At 70.7% G+C, this 16,332-nt stretch carries 11 protein-coding genes; 4 read left to right on the forward strand and 7 right to left on the reverse strand.

The window, feature by feature from the left end:
* Positions 1-25: 25 nt before the first annotated feature.
* Complete coding sequence (locus V6U86_RS10830) at positions 26-1,252, reverse strand: hypothetical protein (protein ID WP_334501488.1); 1,227 nt, start codon at positions 1,250-1,252, stop codon at positions 26-28.
* 170 nt (positions 1,253-1,422) lie between these two features.
* Here V6U86_RS10830 and V6U86_RS10835 point away from each other — a divergent pair, with 170 nt between their 5' ends.
* The gene (locus V6U86_RS10835; protein ID WP_334501490.1) at positions 1,423-2,970 is read left to right on the forward strand and encodes an NAD(P)/FAD-dependent oxidoreductase; all 1,548 of its coding nucleotides are present in this window, start codon (positions 1,423-1,425) and stop codon (positions 2,968-2,970) included.
* A 13-nt stretch (positions 2,971-2,983) separates the two neighbouring features.
* Here V6U86_RS10835 and V6U86_RS10840 read toward each other — a convergent pair whose 3' ends face one another.
* Together V6U86_RS10840 and V6U86_RS10845 are read right to left on the reverse strand one after the other, a co-directional pair.
* Positions 2,984-3,829, reverse strand: coding sequence for a hypothetical protein (locus tag V6U86_RS10840; protein WP_334501492.1), 846 nt, complete (start codon positions 3,827-3,829; stop codon positions 2,984-2,986).
* A gap of 74 nt (positions 3,830-3,903) precedes the next feature.
* Complete coding sequence (locus tag V6U86_RS10845) at positions 3,904-4,629, reverse strand: TetR/AcrR family transcriptional regulator (protein ID WP_334501494.1); 726 nt, start codon at positions 4,627-4,629, stop codon at positions 3,904-3,906.
* A gap of 22 nt (positions 4,630-4,651) precedes the next feature.
* On the opposite strand from V6U86_RS10845, the gene V6U86_RS10850 reads away from it, so the two are divergent.
* Positions 4,652-5,845, forward strand: a complete 1,194-nt coding sequence (locus V6U86_RS10850; RefSeq protein WP_334501497.1) for an FAD-dependent oxidoreductase — start codon at positions 4,652-4,654, stop codon at positions 5,843-5,845.
* Positions 5,846-5,878: 33 nt separating this feature from the next.
* On the opposite strand, the gene V6U86_RS10855 is transcribed toward V6U86_RS10850, so the two are convergent.
* Positions 5,879-6,700: an SAM-dependent methyltransferase gene (locus V6U86_RS10855; RefSeq protein ID WP_334501643.1), complete on the reverse strand. Its 822-nt coding sequence runs from the start codon at positions 6,698-6,700 to the stop codon at positions 5,879-5,881.
* Between the two features lie 255 nt (positions 6,701-6,955).
* On the opposite strand from V6U86_RS10855, the gene V6U86_RS10860 reads away from it, so the two are divergent.
* Positions 6,956-10,420 carry a ThuA domain-containing protein gene (locus V6U86_RS10860; RefSeq protein ID WP_334501500.1) on the forward strand — a complete coding sequence of 1,155 codons (3,465 nt, stop codon included), beginning with the start codon at positions 6,956-6,958 and terminating at the stop codon, positions 10,418-10,420.
* Positions 10,421-10,754: 334 nt separating this feature from the next.
* Positions 10,755-11,036, forward strand: coding sequence for an AAA family ATPase (locus tag V6U86_RS10865; protein ID WP_334501645.1), 282 nt, complete (start codon positions 10,755-10,757; stop codon positions 11,034-11,036).
* 57 nt (positions 11,037-11,093) lie between these two features.
* Here V6U86_RS10865 and V6U86_RS10870 read toward each other — a convergent pair whose 3' ends face one another.
* From V6U86_RS10870 to V6U86_RS10880, 3 genes are all read right to left on the reverse strand, one after another.
* Positions 11,094-14,141 (reverse strand): S8 family serine peptidase, encoded by a 3,048-nt coding sequence (locus tag V6U86_RS10870; RefSeq protein WP_334501502.1) that lies wholly within the window; start codon positions 14,139-14,141, stop codon positions 11,094-11,096.
* 181 nt (positions 14,142-14,322) lie between these two features.
* The gene (locus V6U86_RS10875; protein WP_334501504.1) at positions 14,323-15,540 is read right to left on the reverse strand and encodes a hypothetical protein; all 1,218 of its coding nucleotides are present in this window, start codon (positions 15,538-15,540) and stop codon (positions 14,323-14,325) included.
* Positions 15,533-16,330, reverse strand: a complete 798-nt coding sequence (locus V6U86_RS10880) for a sugar phosphate isomerase/epimerase family protein (RefSeq protein WP_334501647.1) — start codon at positions 16,328-16,330, stop codon at positions 15,533-15,535. The genes V6U86_RS10875 and V6U86_RS10880 overlap by 8 nt, the downstream gene beginning before the upstream one ends.
* Between the last annotated feature and the right edge of the window lie 2 nt (positions 16,331-16,332).

The following is a 16,332-nucleotide window of genomic DNA, read 5'->3' on the forward strand; positions in this document are numbered from 1 at the left end:
GATCGACCCGGGGGCAAGGGCCCGATCAGATGATCGTGTGGGTCCAGTAGCTGAGCCAGAGCACGAACAGCACGCCCTGCACCACGGCGAGCGTCGCCGTCAGCCACACGTCGACGCTGGCGTGCCGGGCCCAGCGGGCCAGCACCAGTGCCACCGGGAAGGCGGCGAGCAGATAGCGCAACAGGCTCTTGTACACCGGCGGACCCATCGACAGCGGCACCAGCACCATGAGGACGCCGTACACCAGGTAGGCCAGCTCGCGGCGGCGGAACCCGGCGACCAGCACTGCGAGGACTGCCACGGCGAACCACACCCGGGCGGCGTCGCGCGGCTCTCCGGTCAACCCGTTCAGCAGCACCGGCACCGGGTTCTGCACCTTGATCCCCCACCCGGTCTGCTGCGCGTGCTGATAGGCGAACCAGTCCCCACCCCGCCACCGGCAGTACGCCATGAAGGTGAACCACCCGAGGGGCAGCAGCAGCAACGGCCAACCGATCCGCAGGTAACCGAGCAGGGCGCGCGGGCCGAGCCGCCAGTCGTGCTGCCGGAGCAGCACCAGGGCCAGCGGCAGCACCACGAGCAGGCCGACGGAGCGGCTCATCGCCAGGAAGTAGCCGATCACACCGACCAGCAGCCACCGACGTCGCTCGGCGTAGTAGAAGGCAGCCAACGCGAGGCAGACGAAGAGCGACTCGGTCAGCGCGGCCTGGAACAGGAACGCGGTCGGCAGCAGCACCAGGTACCGGGTGAACCGGCGGGCCACGTGCGCGTCGCCGAGCAGCAGCTCCGCCAGCCGGTAGCCGTACCAGAGCGACAGCAGGAACGCGACGTTGCTGATCAGCAACAGGGCGAGGGCGGTGTCGCCGCCGAACAGCACACCGACCGGCCGGGCCAGGAACGGGTACAGCAGGGGAAAGCCGAAGTCCACCCACGGTCCGGTCAGCGGCAGGGTGCTCAGCCGCAGGTAGAGCAGGGAGTCCCAGGCGAACCAGAAGGATATCCACCGGTGCCCGGAGATCTCCCCCTGTTGGGTCCACATCAACGCCTCGTCCGGCGGCGGGGCCCCGGGGACGCCGTCCCAGGCGTGCAGGACCAGGAGCCCGAGCACGGTGAGCAGCAGCTTCGCGCCGAGGAACAAACTGATGACGTACGGCCAGGGCGCCGGCACCCGACGGGCCAGGCGCGCCCCGCCGCGGCCTGCGACGACCGCCCGGGCGGCCAGCGCCGCCGCGCCGCTGCGCCACCTGTCCATCCGCCCGCTCCCCCGCTCCGCCGGCCGCGCGGAGAGTCGCTCTATCTCGTGGTACGCCCGCGGCGCGCCCCGCCGAAGCGAGGGCCAGCCATCACCAAGTGTGACATTCTGCGCAGAACGGGTAGACGCCGCATCTCAACCATGGCGGTGAGCAGGGGGAGCGCGTCAGCATGAGCGAGCAGAGCGGCACGGTGGTCATCGGTGCGGGGCCAGCCGGGCTGACCGCGGCGTACGAACTGCTCCGGCACGGCCGGTCGGTCCATGTGTTCGAGGCCGACGAGGTGGTCGGCGGGATCAGCCGGACCGTGGAGCGCGACGGGTGGCGGTTCGACATCGGCGGGCACCGGTTCTTCACGAAGGTGCCGCGGGTGCAGGCGTTCTGGCACGAGATCCTGCCGGACGAGGACTTCCTGACCCGGCCCCGGATGAGCCGCATCTTCTACCGGGGAGCCCTGTTCGACTACCCGCTGAGCGCCATGAACGCCCTGCGGAACCTGGGTCTGCCGGAGGCCGCCCGCTGTCTCGGCTCGTACGCCCGCGCCCGACTACGGCCACCACGCGACCAGTCACACTTCGAGGGCTGGGTGTCGGCCCGGTTCGGCTGGCGGCTGTACTCGATCTTCTTCAAGACGTACACCGAGAAGGTGTGGGGTATGCCGGCGGACCGGTTGCAGGCCGACTGGGCGGCGCAACGGATCAAGAACCTGTCGCTGGCCACGGCGATCCGCAACGCGCTGCTGCCCCGGCGTCGGCGCACCGACGTGACCAGCCTGATCGAGCAGTTCCAGTACCCGAAGTACGGGCCCGGGATGATGTGGGAGCGCTGCGCCGAGCAGGTCCGGGAGCGCGGCGGGCAGCTGTCCACCGGCAGTTGGGTCACCGCCGTGCACCGCGACCCGGCCCGCCTGCGGGCGATCAGCGTGACGGTCAACGGCGCGGGCGGGCAGCGTACCCAGGCAGCCGACCATGTGATCTCGTCCATGCCGATCTCGGAGCTGGTGGCCGCGCTGCACCCACCGGCGCCGCCGAAGGTGCTGGCCTGCGCGGCTGACCTGCGCTACCGCGACTTCCTCACGGTCGCCCTGGTCGTGCCGGCGGAATTCTCGTTTCCGGACAACTGGATCTACGTGCATGACCCGGCCGTGCGGGTGGGCCGGATCCAGAACTTCGGCTCCTGGTCGCCGTACCTGGTGAAGGACGGCCGCACCTGCCTGGGCCTGGAGTACTTCGTGTTCGAGGACGACGAGATGTGGCGTACCCCGGATGCCGATCTGGTGGCCCTCGCCACCGCGGAGCTGGAGCGGTTGGGGTTGGTTCGGCCCGGTGTGGTGGAGGCCGGCTACGTCGTGCGCATGCCCAAGGCCTACCCGGTGTACGACGAGCGCTACCAGCACAACGTGGACGTGATCCGGGCCTGGCTGACCGAGGCGGTGCCGAACGTGCATCCGGTGGGCCGCAACGGCATGCACCGCTACAACAACCAGGACCACTCGATGCTGACCGCGATGCTCACCGCCGAGAACATCGCCACCGGGAGTACGCATGACGTCTGGTCGGTGAACGTGGAGCAGGACTATCACGAGGAATCCGGCGGCGGCGACAGCCGGCGGGGCACGGGCCGGGACGCGCCGGTGGTGCCCAGCCGGATCATCGCGGCCTCGATCACCGCGCCGGAAGGGTCGGACGACCGAGCGCCTGCCGCAGCTCCCCCCGCGTGAGCCGAGCACGACCTCACCGCAACGCGCCGGCGGACAGGTCGGTGGCGGACTGGAACTTCGCGTAAGCCACTGTGGCGTCGTCCGGTGCCGGCGCATCGGCGTCAGCGGCGGTTTGCGCCTCGGCCTGCCGGACCCGAGCGATGACGCCGGCCGGCCCGGGGGTGTGGAGCAGGTCCAGCAGACCCGGCCAGTCGGTCCGGCCGTACGGGCTGACGATGCGGCTGACGCCGTTGCTCAGCAGCGCGACACCGTTCACGCTGGCGAGGGGCTGACTGCCGGTCACCGCCTCCCGGGCGGCGCGCGGGTCATCCTTGGCGATCCAGTAGCCGCCCGGCTGGTTGCGGCGGGCACGCAGCGCGGTGACGCAGGAGGCGCGCACCCGGTCGTACTCCGCTGTTCCCCGCACAACACCGGCCAGCGGCGCTGAACATTCGCGGCGAGCAGTCATCTCACGCTCATCGGTGACCACCTGCGGGCCGGCGTCGGCTCGATCGAGGACGAGAAAGCAGTCCGCGAGCAGGAGCCAGTCGAGGCGGCCCTGGTGGGCGCGGACCATCGCGACCGTGGCCTGCGGGCTGCTCGGGTCCGCGATGTCGCAGGTGTCGCCGTGCTCGCCGGCAATCTCGCCGATGGCGGTGGCGAGGATCGCGGCGAGGTCCCGCCCGTCGCCGCGCGACAGGTGCCCGAGCAGCGCACCGCCGAGGCGGTGCGTGTACCAGGCGACGCCGTGGAAACAGAGCGACTCGGCTCCCGGAATGCCGGCGCCGTCGAGCAGGACGACAGCGCCGGGAACCGCGCCGACGAAGTCCTCGTTCGGCCGATCGGCCCTGCCAGCGCTCGTCGCCATACTGACCTGCACTCGTCGGCTCCTGTCTGGGTGATCAGTGACCTCGCTCCGGCGAGCCGTCGGGGCGCTGCCCGCAGAGCAGTGGGTCACGTTCGGGGTCGGCTGGTGATGCCGTCCAGGACGGTGGTCAGGTTGTGGTCGAAGGTTTCCTCGGCATTGAGGTGGGCGCCGTCGATGACGAGCCGGGCCACGGTGGGGTACCTGCCGGTGTTCAACATGCGCGTGAGGTAGGGGCCGAGGCTGGCCTGGAAGGCGGCTTCGTCGGTGCCGGTGAAACGTGTGGTGCGGCGCTCGGTGACCTCTCGGCGGACCGCTCCGATGATGAAGGCGTTGAGGGCGCCCACGGCTCGCTGGAGGTCGTCGATGTCGGGCACGCCAAGGGCCTCGCTGAGCGCCGCTGCGGTCGCTTCGCCCACGGCGAGCGCGTGCGGTCCCAGGTGCGGCCGTCCGCCGAGCAGGTCGGAGAACCACTCATGGTCAAGGGCGGCATCGCGGGTCGCGTGGGCGATGGCCAGCACCGTGTCGCGCCACCCGGAGCGTTGGCCCACCTCGGCGATCCGGGCATAGACGACGTCGACCATCAGATCGAGCAGCTCGGATTTGTTGATCACATAGTCGTAGAGCCGCATCGGACCAACACCGAGCTCTTTGGCGATCTTGCGCAATGACAGCCCGTCGAGGCCGTGCGCGTCGGCAAGCCGGATCGCCGTGGCGGCGATCTTCTGGCGGCTCAACGGCACCGGCACCGCCCTCGGCTGAGGTTCGGGCCGCTCCCACACGGGGAGCGGCTCATTACCGTACGGTGTATCCATATATACAGTGTACGGTAGCGACGTGAGAACGCGAATCGCGATCGCCGGTGGTGGCCTCGGCGGATTGACACTGGCACGGATCCTGCACCAGCACGGCATCGACGCGGTGGTGTACGACCGGGAAGCAAGCCGGTCCGCGCGCCCCCAGGGCGGCGCCCTCGATCTGCACCCGGAGTCCGGGCAACGAGCCCTGGCCGAGGCGGGTCTCGCCGGCCGGTTCCGGTCGGAGGCGCGGCCCGAGGGCGAGGAACATCGCATCCTCGACCCGACCGGACGCACCCTGATACACCATGTGCCGCAACCCGGCTCGTTCTCCGGACGTCCCGAGATCGACCGGAGCGCGCTGCGTGATCTCCTGCTCGACTCCCTCCCCGGCGACACGGTGGCCTGGGGGCATCGGCTCGTCGCGGCGACCGCGCGACCAGACGAGGGCTGGGACCTGACGTTCCACGACGGTCGCCGCACCAGCTGCGACCTCCTCATCGGCGCGGACGGCGCGCGTTCCGTCGTCCGGTCACTGCTGGTCGAGGTCGAGCTGTCCTACGTGGCGACCCTCGTGGAGCTGAGCGTCGACGACGTCGACAGGCGTCATCCGGACCTCGCCGAGTTGGTCGGCCCCGGGAACCTGTGGTGTGTCGGCGTGAACCAGATCCTGGCCGCACAACGTCTCGGCGACGGCAGCCTCCGGGTCGGGATCTCGCTGCGTGCCGAGGACCAGCCCCTCGACACGTACCGTGGCAAGCAAGCCCTGCTGGCCATGTTCGCTGGCTGGGACCCTCGCCTCACCGCACTCATCGAGGCCGCCGACAGCCCGCCGACGCCACGCCTGATCGAGGCGATGCCCACCGGTACGCGCTGGACCAGCCGGCCGAGCGTCACCCTCATCGGCGACGCCGCGCACCTCATGCCACCGGTCGGTGAGGGCGCGAACCAGGCCATGCTCGACGCCGCGGAACTCGCCGGCCAACTCGCCGCCAATCCCGCCGACCCGGATGCGGCGATTCGGGCGTACGAAGAGTTGATGTTCGACCGGATCCACCCCATCGCGGCGATGTCCGCACGAGTCCAGGCGATGATGCTCTCCCCCACCGCGGCGGCGGACATCGTCCGCTTCTTCACCCGGCCGGCGGAACCGGCTCGCGCCTCGACGCCCACCCCGGTGGCGGCGAGACCCGCCCGTTCGAAGGCCGGGCGCGATGGTGGACGGTCAGTGTGACGAAGGCCCCCGATCCACGCCACCGAGGCGATGTCAGGGCTTGCGGGCCACCGCGCCGTAGATGGAGGCGTCGGCCAGGGGTGGGCGTTGCTGCGGCGGCACCTGCGGTCGCCACTCGGTGACCGGGACGATGCCCGGCTCGGCCAGCTCCAGGCCGGTGAAGAAGCGGGCGAACTCGGCGCGGTCGCGGGGCACGGCGTCCTGCTTCATCCGGCCGGCGGCGAACTCGGCCTCCATCCGCGTGACGATCTCGGCGGGGATGTGGTCGGTGGTGAAGTGGGTCAACGCCAGCCAGCTGCCCGACGGCAGCGCGTCGAGCAGCTGGGCGACCCGCTCGTGGGGGCGGTCGTCATCGGTGAGGAAGTGCGTCACGGCGATCAGCACCAGGGCCACCGGTTGGGACAGGTCCACTGTGGCGTGCAACTGCGGGTCGGCGAGGATCTTTTCCGGGTCGCGTAGGTCGGCGTCCAGGTAGGCGGTGGCCCCGGCCGGGTCGCTGGTCAGCAGCGCTCGGGCGTGGACCAGCACCATCGGGTCGTTGTCGACGTAGACCACCCGGGAATCGGGGGCGACGGACTGGGCCACCTCGTGGGTGTTGGCGGCGCTCGGGATGCCGGTGCCGATGTCGAGGAACTGCCGGACGCCGACCTCCTCGGCGAGGAACCGGACCGCCCGGCCGAGGAAGGCCCGGTTTTCCCGGGCGAGCGTGCGCACCCCTGGATAGACGGCCGCGATCTGGTCGCCGGACTCCCGGTCCACGGCGAAGTTGTCCTTGCCGCCGAGCCAGTAGTTGTAGCGGCGCGCCGGATGCACCGTCGTGGTGTCGATCGGGTCGGCACCCCGACCCTCGGGCATTTCCGACGTGGACGGCACCGTCACGAGACCTCCCCAGGTCGACGAGACACGCCGCATCCGCAGGGTCACGGCGCGTATCAAGGGGACATCGTAAGCCGTACCCATCGGCCGTGGGGCCCGCCGAGACGTGGACGCCGGCACGGCGGGAAACCGCTTACCAGTCGGCTATTGACGGTCGTCACTGGCTGTCAGTACCGTGATGCGGGCAGCGAGAAAGCGCTTTCCGACCCTCACCGTCCGACAGGGAGCGCCCCCATGCCCCGACACCTCCGCGCGTTCTGCCTGATCCTGCTCGCCATCGCCACCGTGGTGAGCACCACCACCGCCCTGCCCGCCGAGGCCGCCCCGCGCTTCCGGGTGCTGGTCTTTTCCAAGATCACCAACTTCTACCACGACTCGATCCCGGCCGGCATCGCCGCGATCCAACAACTGGGCGCCGCCCACAACTTCGAGGTCGTCGCCACCACCGACGCCGGCGCGTTCACCAACGCCAACCTCGCCACCTTCGACGCCCTGGTCTTCAACAACACCAACTCGCTCCCCACCTCGGGTGACCTGCTCAACGCCAGCCAGCGGGCCGCGTTGCAGACGTTCATCCGCAACGGCGGCGGCTGGGCCGGCCTGCACGCCGCCTCGGCCAGCGAACGCGACTGGCCGTGGTACGAGGGGCTGGTCGGCACGATCTTCGACTACCACCCCGACTTCTCGTCCACCGGCGGCACCTTCCCCGGCCGCGTCAAGGTGCTCGACCGGGCGCACCCCTCGACACGCAACCTGCCGGAGCTCTGGGAGCAGAGCGAGGAGTGGTACAACTGGCGGACCAACCCGACCGGCAACGTGCACACCCTCGCGCAGATCAAGGTGCGCGACGGCATCAACGGCCTGGACGAGGGCGTCGACCACGCGTACTCCTGGTGTCAGCGCTACGACGGCGGCCGGTCCTGGTTCACCGCCGGCGGGCACGCCAGCTCCCAGTTCAGCACCCCGACGTTCCTGGAGCACCTGCGCTACGGCATCGAGTGGGCGGCCGGCGCGGTCGCCGGTGACTGCTCAGCCACCAAGACCAGCAACTTCGAACGGGTGGGGCTGGTCACCGAGAACCTGGCCGACCCCTTCGAGTTGGCAGTCGGCCCGGACCGGAAGGTCTACTACATCCAGCGCACCGGCGCGCTGAAGGTGGTCAACTCCGACACCCTCCAGGTCACCACGCTGCTGGACTTCGCGTACACCTCCGCGATGACCGACCAGTCCGACGGGCTGCTCGGCATGACGCTGGACCGCAACTTCGCCAGCAACGGCTGGATCTACCTGCTCTGGTCGGACAAGACCCTCAAACAGCTCAACCTGTCCCGCTTCACCGTCGCCAACAACAGCGTCGCGCTCTCCTCGGAGAAGCGGCTGCTGGCCGTCCCCACCTACCGGGGTGAGGGCCGGGCCAACTCGCACATGGGCGGGTCGCTGGCCATGGACGCTGCCGGGCGCCTCTACGCGGCGATCGGCGACAACACCGACCCGTTCGCCTCCAGCGGCTACACCCCGGTCGACGAGCGCGCCGGCCGCGCCGCCTGGGACGCCCAGGGCACCGCCGGCAACACCAACGACCTGCGCGGCAAGATCCTGCGGATCACCCCACAGGCCGACGGTACGTACACAGTGCCGAGCGGCAACCTCTTCCCGGCCGGCACCGCGAGGACCCGACCGGAGATCTACGCGATGGGCATGCGCAACCCGTTCCGGATCACCATCGAGCCGCAGACAAACGCGGTGCTGGTGGCCGACTACGGCCCGGACGCCCGCGCCGCCGACCCCAACCGAGGCCCGGAGGGGACTGTCGAGTTCAACCGGATCACCAGCGCCGGCAACTTCGGTTGGCCGTACTGCGTGGGCAACAACATCCCGTTCAACGACTACAACTTCGCCACCAACACTTCCGGGGCGAAGTTCAACTGCGCCGCACCGGTGAACAACTCGCCCAACAACACCGGCCTGACCACCCTGCCGGCGGCGAAGTCCGCGCTGGTCTGGTACGCGTATTCCGCCTCCACCCAGTTCCCCGAGTTGGGCACCGGCGGCGGCGGGCCGATGAGTGGCCCGGTCTACGACTACGACCCGGCCAACACCCGCACCACGAAGTTCCCCGAGTACTTCGAGGGCAAGTGGATCACCTATGAGCTGACCCGCAGGTGGTTCAAGACGCTGTCGATCCACAAGACGGCGCAGACCTTCAGCAACCCGCGCTTCGGCCCGACCGCCGTCGGTGACCTCCAGTCGATCAACGGGATCTTCGAAAACATGAGCTGGATCCAGCCCTTCGAGGCGGAGTTCGGCCCGGACGGCTCGCTCTACGTCATCGACTTCGGCGAGGGCACCGGCAGCGGACGCGGCGGCAGTAACGCCGGCGCGGGCATCTACCGGATCGACTACGTCGCCAACGGGCGGCCACCGACCGCGAAGATCGCCGCCACCCCGGACAGCGGACGTACGCCGCTCGCGGTGACGTTCTCCTCGGCCGGGTCGACCGCCGGTGACGGGTCGGCGCTCAGCTACGCCTGGGACTTCACCAACGACGGCAGCACCGACTCCACCGCCGCCAACCCGAGCTTCACCTACTCGACGGCCGGGAGGCACACCGCCCGGCTGACCGTCCGCAACAGCGGCAACGGGTTGACCGCCACCGCGGTCACCGAGGTGGTGGTCGGCAACACCCGACCCACTGTGACAATCACCGTGCCCGACGGCGGCTTCTTCGACTTCGGCGACAAGATCCCGTACACGGTGACGGTCACCGACCCGGAGGACACCACCATCGACTGCGCCAAGGTGACGGTGCAGACGCAACTCGGGCACGACCAGCACGCCCACCCGTTGGACGTGTACACCGGCTGCTCGGGGCTGCTCGCCACCGAGGCCGACGCCGGTGACGGGCACGGGCCGGGGCAGAACCTCTACACCCTGATCACCGCGCAGTACACCGACGGCGGCGCGGCCGGCGGCGTACCGGCGCTGACCGGCTCCACCCGCGTCCAGTTGCAGCCCAAGAGCAAGGAGGCCGAGCACTTCACCGCCCAGTTCGGCGTCACCGTCAACGACCGGGCCACCGCCCGCGCCGGCAAGCGGCTCGGCGACGTCGACCACAACGACTGGGTCGCGTACGGGCCGGTGGACCTGCGCAACGTCGGCTCGGTGACGCTCGGGCTGACCAACGGCGGTCTCGGTGGCACCATCGAGCTGCGCACCGGCTCGCCGACCGGCACGCTGATCGGCACGGCCGCCGTCGCCTCGACCGGCGGGTGGGACAACCTGGTCTCCCCCACCGTCACGCTGACCAACAAACCCACCGGCACCACCACCCTGTACGCGAAGTTCCTCAACGCCGCCCAGGTCGGCGGCACCCCGGACCTGCTCGCACTCGACTGGCTACGGTTCAACGGCGCTGGGGTCAAACAGGAACCGGGCGGGACGCTGTCGCTGGCCGCGAACCCGGCGAGCGGCACCGGAACGCTGAACACCACGTTGACCGCCACCGCCACCGCGCCGTCCGGGCAGAGCATCACCGACTACGCGTGGGACTTCGGTGACAACAGCGCCATCGCCCACGGGGCGACGCTGCGGTCGATCGCCCACAGCTATCCCCGCAGGGGGACCTTCACCGCCCGGGTGACGACCACCTACAGCACCGGGGAGACCCGCTCGATCAACCTGACCATCACGGTCACCTGACCGTCGACCGGTGGTGGGCGGGGTCGATCTCCGCCCACCACCGGTCGGCACGACGGTGTTGCTCACCGAACGGTGCGCGCCCAGACGATCTACTCCACCGGCCGTGCCCGGGGCGCAGATGTCGGTGGTCCCGCTGATCGGCCGGCCGGCCGGCGGCGTGCGCGGCGCGGCTCCTCGCGTCGCGTCGCGTCGCGGCTCCTCGCGTCGCGTCGCGTCGCGCGACCGCGCCGGTGACGCCAATCAGCGAGCCGAAAGCGTAGATCTTGGACAGTTTCCGTTACGCCAGAACGAAAACTGTCCAAGATCTACGCTGTGGCGTGGGTGAAGCCGCGGCATTCCGGACCTGGTCGGCTACCACCTGCTGCTCGGCTGGCCGGTGCCGGACCACCTGGCGGCCGCAGCACGTCAGTTCCGCTATCACCGGCGCGTCTTCGTCGCCCCGCCCTGGCCGCAGATATACACCAACGACAGCGAGCGAAACCAGGACTTCACCGAGGCGGTGCGCACCCATGACGCCATGGTCACCGCCTACACCCAACTCGGGTACGAGCTGAGTGCCCTGCCACTCGGGGACGTCGCCACTCGCCGCGCATTCGTCGAGCGAATGGCCGTCTGATCTTGTGGCAGGCCGTGGGGCGGTGCGCTACGGCACCGCCCCACGGTTCAGAAGGGTTTACTGCCAGGAACTCTGTTGGGTGTAGACGAGGTTGCCGGGGATGACAGTGCCGTTGGTGTTCCACTCGGTGTACGCCCAGAAGTCGCCGTCGGCCAGCGGCTTATTCGGCTTGAGCGTGAACCCGTACGTCAGCCCGCGTTCCACGGTGGAGGGCGTCTCCAGCGTGGCACCCGCGTACGTGGCGTTTCGGCCGATGATGGCGTGCTTGAGTTGGAAGTCGACGACCGGACCACCGGGGTACTGCGCGAACACGTACGCCGTGTAGCGCCCCGGCTCGGGCAGGAACTTGTAGGCCTGCTCCGCGCTGGTCCAGTACCTGTCACTGCTGTAGATCAGCTTGTCGCCCTTGTACAGGTACAGGTCGAGGTTCGTGTTCGGGTCGTCGGTGGTGGTCTCGACCACGATGCCTGCGGTGTTGGCCGGCACCGTGAAGTCGACCTTCTTCACTCCGGTGGCCTTCGGGTCGAACACGCCACCGTAGACGCCGGCCGGCATCGAGTACGACGTCCGCTGCATCGGCGTGTAACCGGTGCTGCGGCCGGCGAACGATCCGGTGAAGCCGGGCTGGAGCGAGCCGAACGCACCGTTGGTCATCCGACCGAACTCCTCGCCGTCGTCGGCGTACGGCCGGGGGGTGATGCCCCACGGGCGGGCGGCGACCGGGATCCGGGCGCTGTGTGCCTTGCCCTGCCAGGTGATCGAGCCGGTCACGTAGCGGTCCCAGGGCGCGCTGCCCCGACGGACGGTGATGGTCACCGTCGCGGACGTGCCGGGCGCCAGCGTCACCGATGCCGGGGACACGGTGACCTTCATGCCGGGCAGGCCGGACACCGACGAACGGTAGGTCTCCTTCGCCTTACCGACGTTGGTCAGGGTGCGGGTGACGGTCACCGGGCGGGTGCCGTCGTACTCGCGCAACGAGATGGCCGGCAGGTTGAGTTCCTTGCCGTCGGGCTGTGCCGTCTCGCTGAACGTGACCAGTTCCTTCGCCGTCGGCTGGATGACCAGGCCGGGGTCGGTGGCCTTGGCCAGGTTGATGAACCCGCTGCCCTGCTCCAGGGGGTCGCTGGTGCCGACGGTGTCGGTGGCGGTGGTGCGCAGCGCGGAGGCTACCGCGCCGGGTGACCAGTCCGGGTGGGTGGCGCGCAGGATTGCCGCCGCGCCGGCCACGTACGGCGAGGCCATCGAGGTGCCGGAGTACGCGTCGTAGTTCCGCCCGAAGTTGCCCGCCGGCGAGACCGCGGCGATGATGTTCGACCCCGGCGCGACCAGGTCCGGCTTGAAGACGCCGAGGGTCACCTTGTCCGGGCCGGTGGAGGAGAAGTCCGCCACGCTGGGCAGGCCGGGGACGCTGGAGCCGTCACCGCCGCTGCGCAGGGAAGCCTTCGCGTCGGTGGGGTGGCGCATCAGGTAGTTGAAGAGCGCGCCGGCCTGCTTCTCGGTCGGCAGGTAGACCACCGGGAAGTTGAAGATGGAGTTGATCCGGTAGTTGCCGACCGGGTCGAACACCACCATCGCCGCCCCGCCCTTGGCCTTGATCTCGGCGGCGGAGCCGAACAGGTCGGACAGCGCGCAGGCGACGACCTTGCCCTTGATCTTCGCAGCGTCGAGGCTGCCGGGCTCACAGTAGACCGCGCCCAGATCGGGCGAGCCGGCCTGTTCGCCGAAGACCATCGGCCGCGAGTCGCCACCGGGCATGGTGTCCAGCGAACCGCCGACGAGCTTCGTGCCGTCGCCCAGCTTGATCGTGGCCTCGTCGAGTTTGGTCACCGCCGCGCCGACCGTGGTCACCCACGGCGCCGCGTTGCTGATCGCCCCGCTCACGATGCCGGTGTTGCCGGCGGACGCCGCCACGAAGACCCCGGCCAGCGTGGCGTTGAGGAACGCGACGCCGATGGGGGTGTTGGCCTCCCAGTCACCGAGCTGGGAGCCGATCGAGAAGTTGATGACCTGCACGCCGTCGGCGACGGCCGCGTCGATGCCGGCGATGATGTCGGCGTCGTAGCCCATGCCACCCCAGAGCACCTTGTAGACGGCGATCTGGGCGTCCGGGGCCACCCCGGAGACGGGACCGAAGCCGCGACCGTCGATCGTGACGTTCGGCAGCGGCAGACCGGCAGCGGTGGACGCGGTGTGCGTGCCGTGCCCGGACACGTCGCGGGGGGACAGGATCTCAGCCGAGGGAATCGAGCCGCCGTAGGCGAGCCAGGAGTCGGCGAAGTAGCGGGCACCGACGATCTTGCCGTTGCAGTGCTCGGCCACGAAGGCGACACCGGTCTGGCAGGTCCCGCGCCAGTTCGCCGGGGCGGGCATCTTCTTGGCGAACGACGCGCTCTCCGGCCAGATGCCGGTGTCCAGAACACCGATCACCATGCCCGCGCCGGTACCGGGGCCAGGCTTGCCAGGCTTGCCGGGCTTGTCCGGCTTGCCGGCGTGATCCGCTCCCGCTGACTGGTCAGGGGTGGCGGTGGCCGGGGTGCTGGGGATCGGCGCGGTCGGCGGGGGCGTCGGGGTACCGAGCGCCCGCGAGGCGGTGACGGCGCGGACCCGCTTGTCCGCCCGCAACGCGGTCACCTGCTGGGTGGTCAGCTTCGCCGAGAACCCGTTGAAGGCAGTGGTGAAGGCGGCGGTGACCTGGACCTTCGCGGCGGCGGCGACGGCGCTGCGCTGCGCGTCGAGGTGGCCGCGGTAGGCCCGTGCCGGCGCCGAGGTCACGTCCAGCCGGTCGCCCGCCTCCGGGCGGGTTCGCGCCAGCCCGGACGACCCGCCGGCGTACGAGGTCAGCGGTTCCTCCGCCAACTCGACGATGTACATGCCGGGGCGGGTCTCGTCCGCCGTGGCCTGCTGCTCGGCCGCGTTTCTGCCGCCCGGCCGGCGGTCGACGCCGTCGGTCAGAATGACCTTCTTGTCGGACCCGGGGGTGAAGTAACCGGCGCCGTTGCCGTTACCCGACGGCCCGGCGGGTGCCGCCGACGCCGGTCCCGCGATGCCGGTGGTGCCGGCGATCAGGGCGAAGACCAGCGTCGGTATCGCTAGTCTTCGCACCCTGTCTCTGCTCGTGCTGGTAGCCACGAGGCTCCTTTCAATGGTTCCTTTATGGAGCATTTATCCGATCGCGACCCGCACCTGGGAGCGCTCCCCCACCTAAGCCGCCGACGGTTAATCGAGGATTCGGAGAGTGTTACGGATCGCTGGTGCGTATAAGATCACGATCCGCCGGCCGCGACTAGATCAACTTTCTGCGATGCCGCCACAGCACAGTGCACGCCCCGGCGAGGGCCAGCCCCAGCAACGGCGCGACGCCCACCCCGGCGAGCGTGCAGGCCACCGCGAGCAGCGCCGGCGGCACCCAGCACCAGGCGGGCACGGTACGCGGGACACGACCGCGACGGCGGGCCGCGGCTTCCACGGCCATCGGCACCACCAGCACCGGCAGCGCGGCGGCCAGCAGGGTCAACCACGGCAGCACCAGGCGGTCGAACCGCGCCACCGCCAACACCCCGCCGAGCACCGCGACGGCCAGCATCGCGGCCCGCGCCGGCATCCGGGGAGCCAGGCCACGCAACGCCAGCGAACCGGAGTACGTGGTGGTCAGCGCCGCCGCGAAGACCGCCACCGCGACGAACAGATTCGCGTACGCGGCCAGCCCCGAACCGGCGGCGAGCAACGCGACCACGTCGGCCGAGCCGGTTCGCAGCCACAGGCCGGCACCGGCGAGCACCCCGAGCAGCGCCGGCCCGACCAACAACCCCACGCACCAGGCGAGGTCCCGCCGCCGGGCAAGGCCGACGCTGAAGTCCGGCGCGCGCAGCGCGAAAACGGCCGCGTACCCGATCAGCGCGGCGGCGTCGGCGAGCCCACCGCCGGCCAGGCGGACCGGCGCACCGGGCGGTGGCAGCACCGTCAGGCACCAGCCGACCAACACCACCGCGCTGAGCGTGGTGACCACCGCGACCCGGTTGCCGAGCCGGGCCGGCGCCCAGGAGACGGCGAGGACCGCCACCTCCAGCAACACCGGCCCGGCCCAGCCCGGCAGGTGGGTCAGCGCGGCCAGCGACGCCCCACCGAGCCCGACGTTGAACCCGTTCCAACCGACCATCGACAGGGCCAGCACCGCCGCCAGCAGCAGCCGCGAGGTGTCCCCCAGGTACGCGGGCAGGACCGCGGTCAACGTTCCGCCGTCGCCGAGCGGCCGGCGCAGACCGATGCGACCCTGCCCCCAAAGCAGGACCGCCATCACCACCCCGCCGACCAGCAGCCCGGCCACCGGCACCGCGCCGCCGTGCCGGGCGGCCATCGCCGCGCCGAGCACCAGCGTGGCGGGGGCGGTGCCGATGCCCAACCACGCGCCGACCGCCGCCGGCCAGCGCCGACCGCTGGCCGGTTCGCCCACCGTGGATGGACGCACGCCGCCCGGCGTGCCGTCGGGGAGCCGGTCAGACAACGTGGCGCAGGTAGCCGGCGATCGCCGCGTCGAGCACCTCCGCGCCCGGACGCGCCCACACCTCGGCGGAGAAGACCTCCACCTCGATCGGGCCGACGTAACCGGCCGCGTCGACCGCCTCGCGCAGCCGGCGCAGCTCGATGCAGCCGTCGCCGGGCAGCGCCCGGCCGAGCAGCACCCCCTCGGGCAGCGGGGTCACCCAGTCGCAGACCTGGAACGCCGCGATCCACTCGCCCGCCCGTGCGATCTGCGCGTACACCGTGTCGTCCCACCAGACGTGGTACGCGTCCACGACCACGCCGACCACCGCCGGGTCGAACCGCTCGGCGATGTCCAGCGCCTGACCCAGGGTGGCGATCACGCACCGGTCGGCGGCGAACATCGGGTGCAGCGGTTCGATGGCCAGCCGCACCCCGGCGGCCTCGGCGTGTGGAGCCAGCTCGCCGATCGCATCGGCGACCCGACGCCGGGCGCCGTCGATGTCCCGGCTACCGGCCGGCAACCCACCCGACACCAGGACCAGCTCCGGGGCCCCGAGGGCGGCGGCCTCGTCGATGGCCCGCAGATTCTCCGCCCGCCAGTCGTCGGCAGAGAAGAACCCGCCCCGGCACAGCGACGTGACGGCCAGGCCAGCCTCGCGGACCAGTTTCGCCGAACGGGCCAATCCGTACTCGGCCACCGGCTCCCGCCACAGGCCGATGCCCGGTACGCCAGCCGCCACGCACCCGGCCACCACCTCCGGCAACGCCCACCGTTGCGCGGTGGCCTGATTGAACGAGAAGCGGGTCAGGC

The organism is Micromonospora sp. CPCC 205558, assembly GCF_036902955.1.
In the GTDB taxonomy this organism is placed as follows: Bacteria; Actinomycetota; Actinomycetes; order Mycobacteriales; family Micromonosporaceae; genus Micromonospora.

Bases quoted from the DNA above. Each gene is read 5' to 3' on its own strand.
- V6U86_RS10845 (WP_334501494.1), bottom strand. From the start codon at position 4,629: ATGGATACACCGTACGGTAATGAGCCGCTCCCCGTGTGGGAGCGGCCC.
- V6U86_RS10835 (WP_334501490.1), top strand. From the start codon at position 1,423: ATGAGCGAGCAGAGCGGCACGGTGGTCATCGGTGCGGGGCCAGCCGGG.
- V6U86_RS10830 (WP_334501488.1), bottom strand. From the start codon at position 1,252: ATGGACAGGTGGCGCAGCGGCGCGGCGGCGCTGGCCGCCCGGGCGGTC.
- V6U86_RS10860 (WP_334501500.1), top strand. From the start codon at position 6,956: ATGCCCCGACACCTCCGCGCGTTCTGCCTGATCCTGCTCGCCATCGCC.
- V6U86_RS10855 (WP_334501643.1), bottom strand. From the start codon at position 6,700: ATGCCCGAGGGTCGGGGTGCCGACCCGATCGACACCACGACGGTGCAT.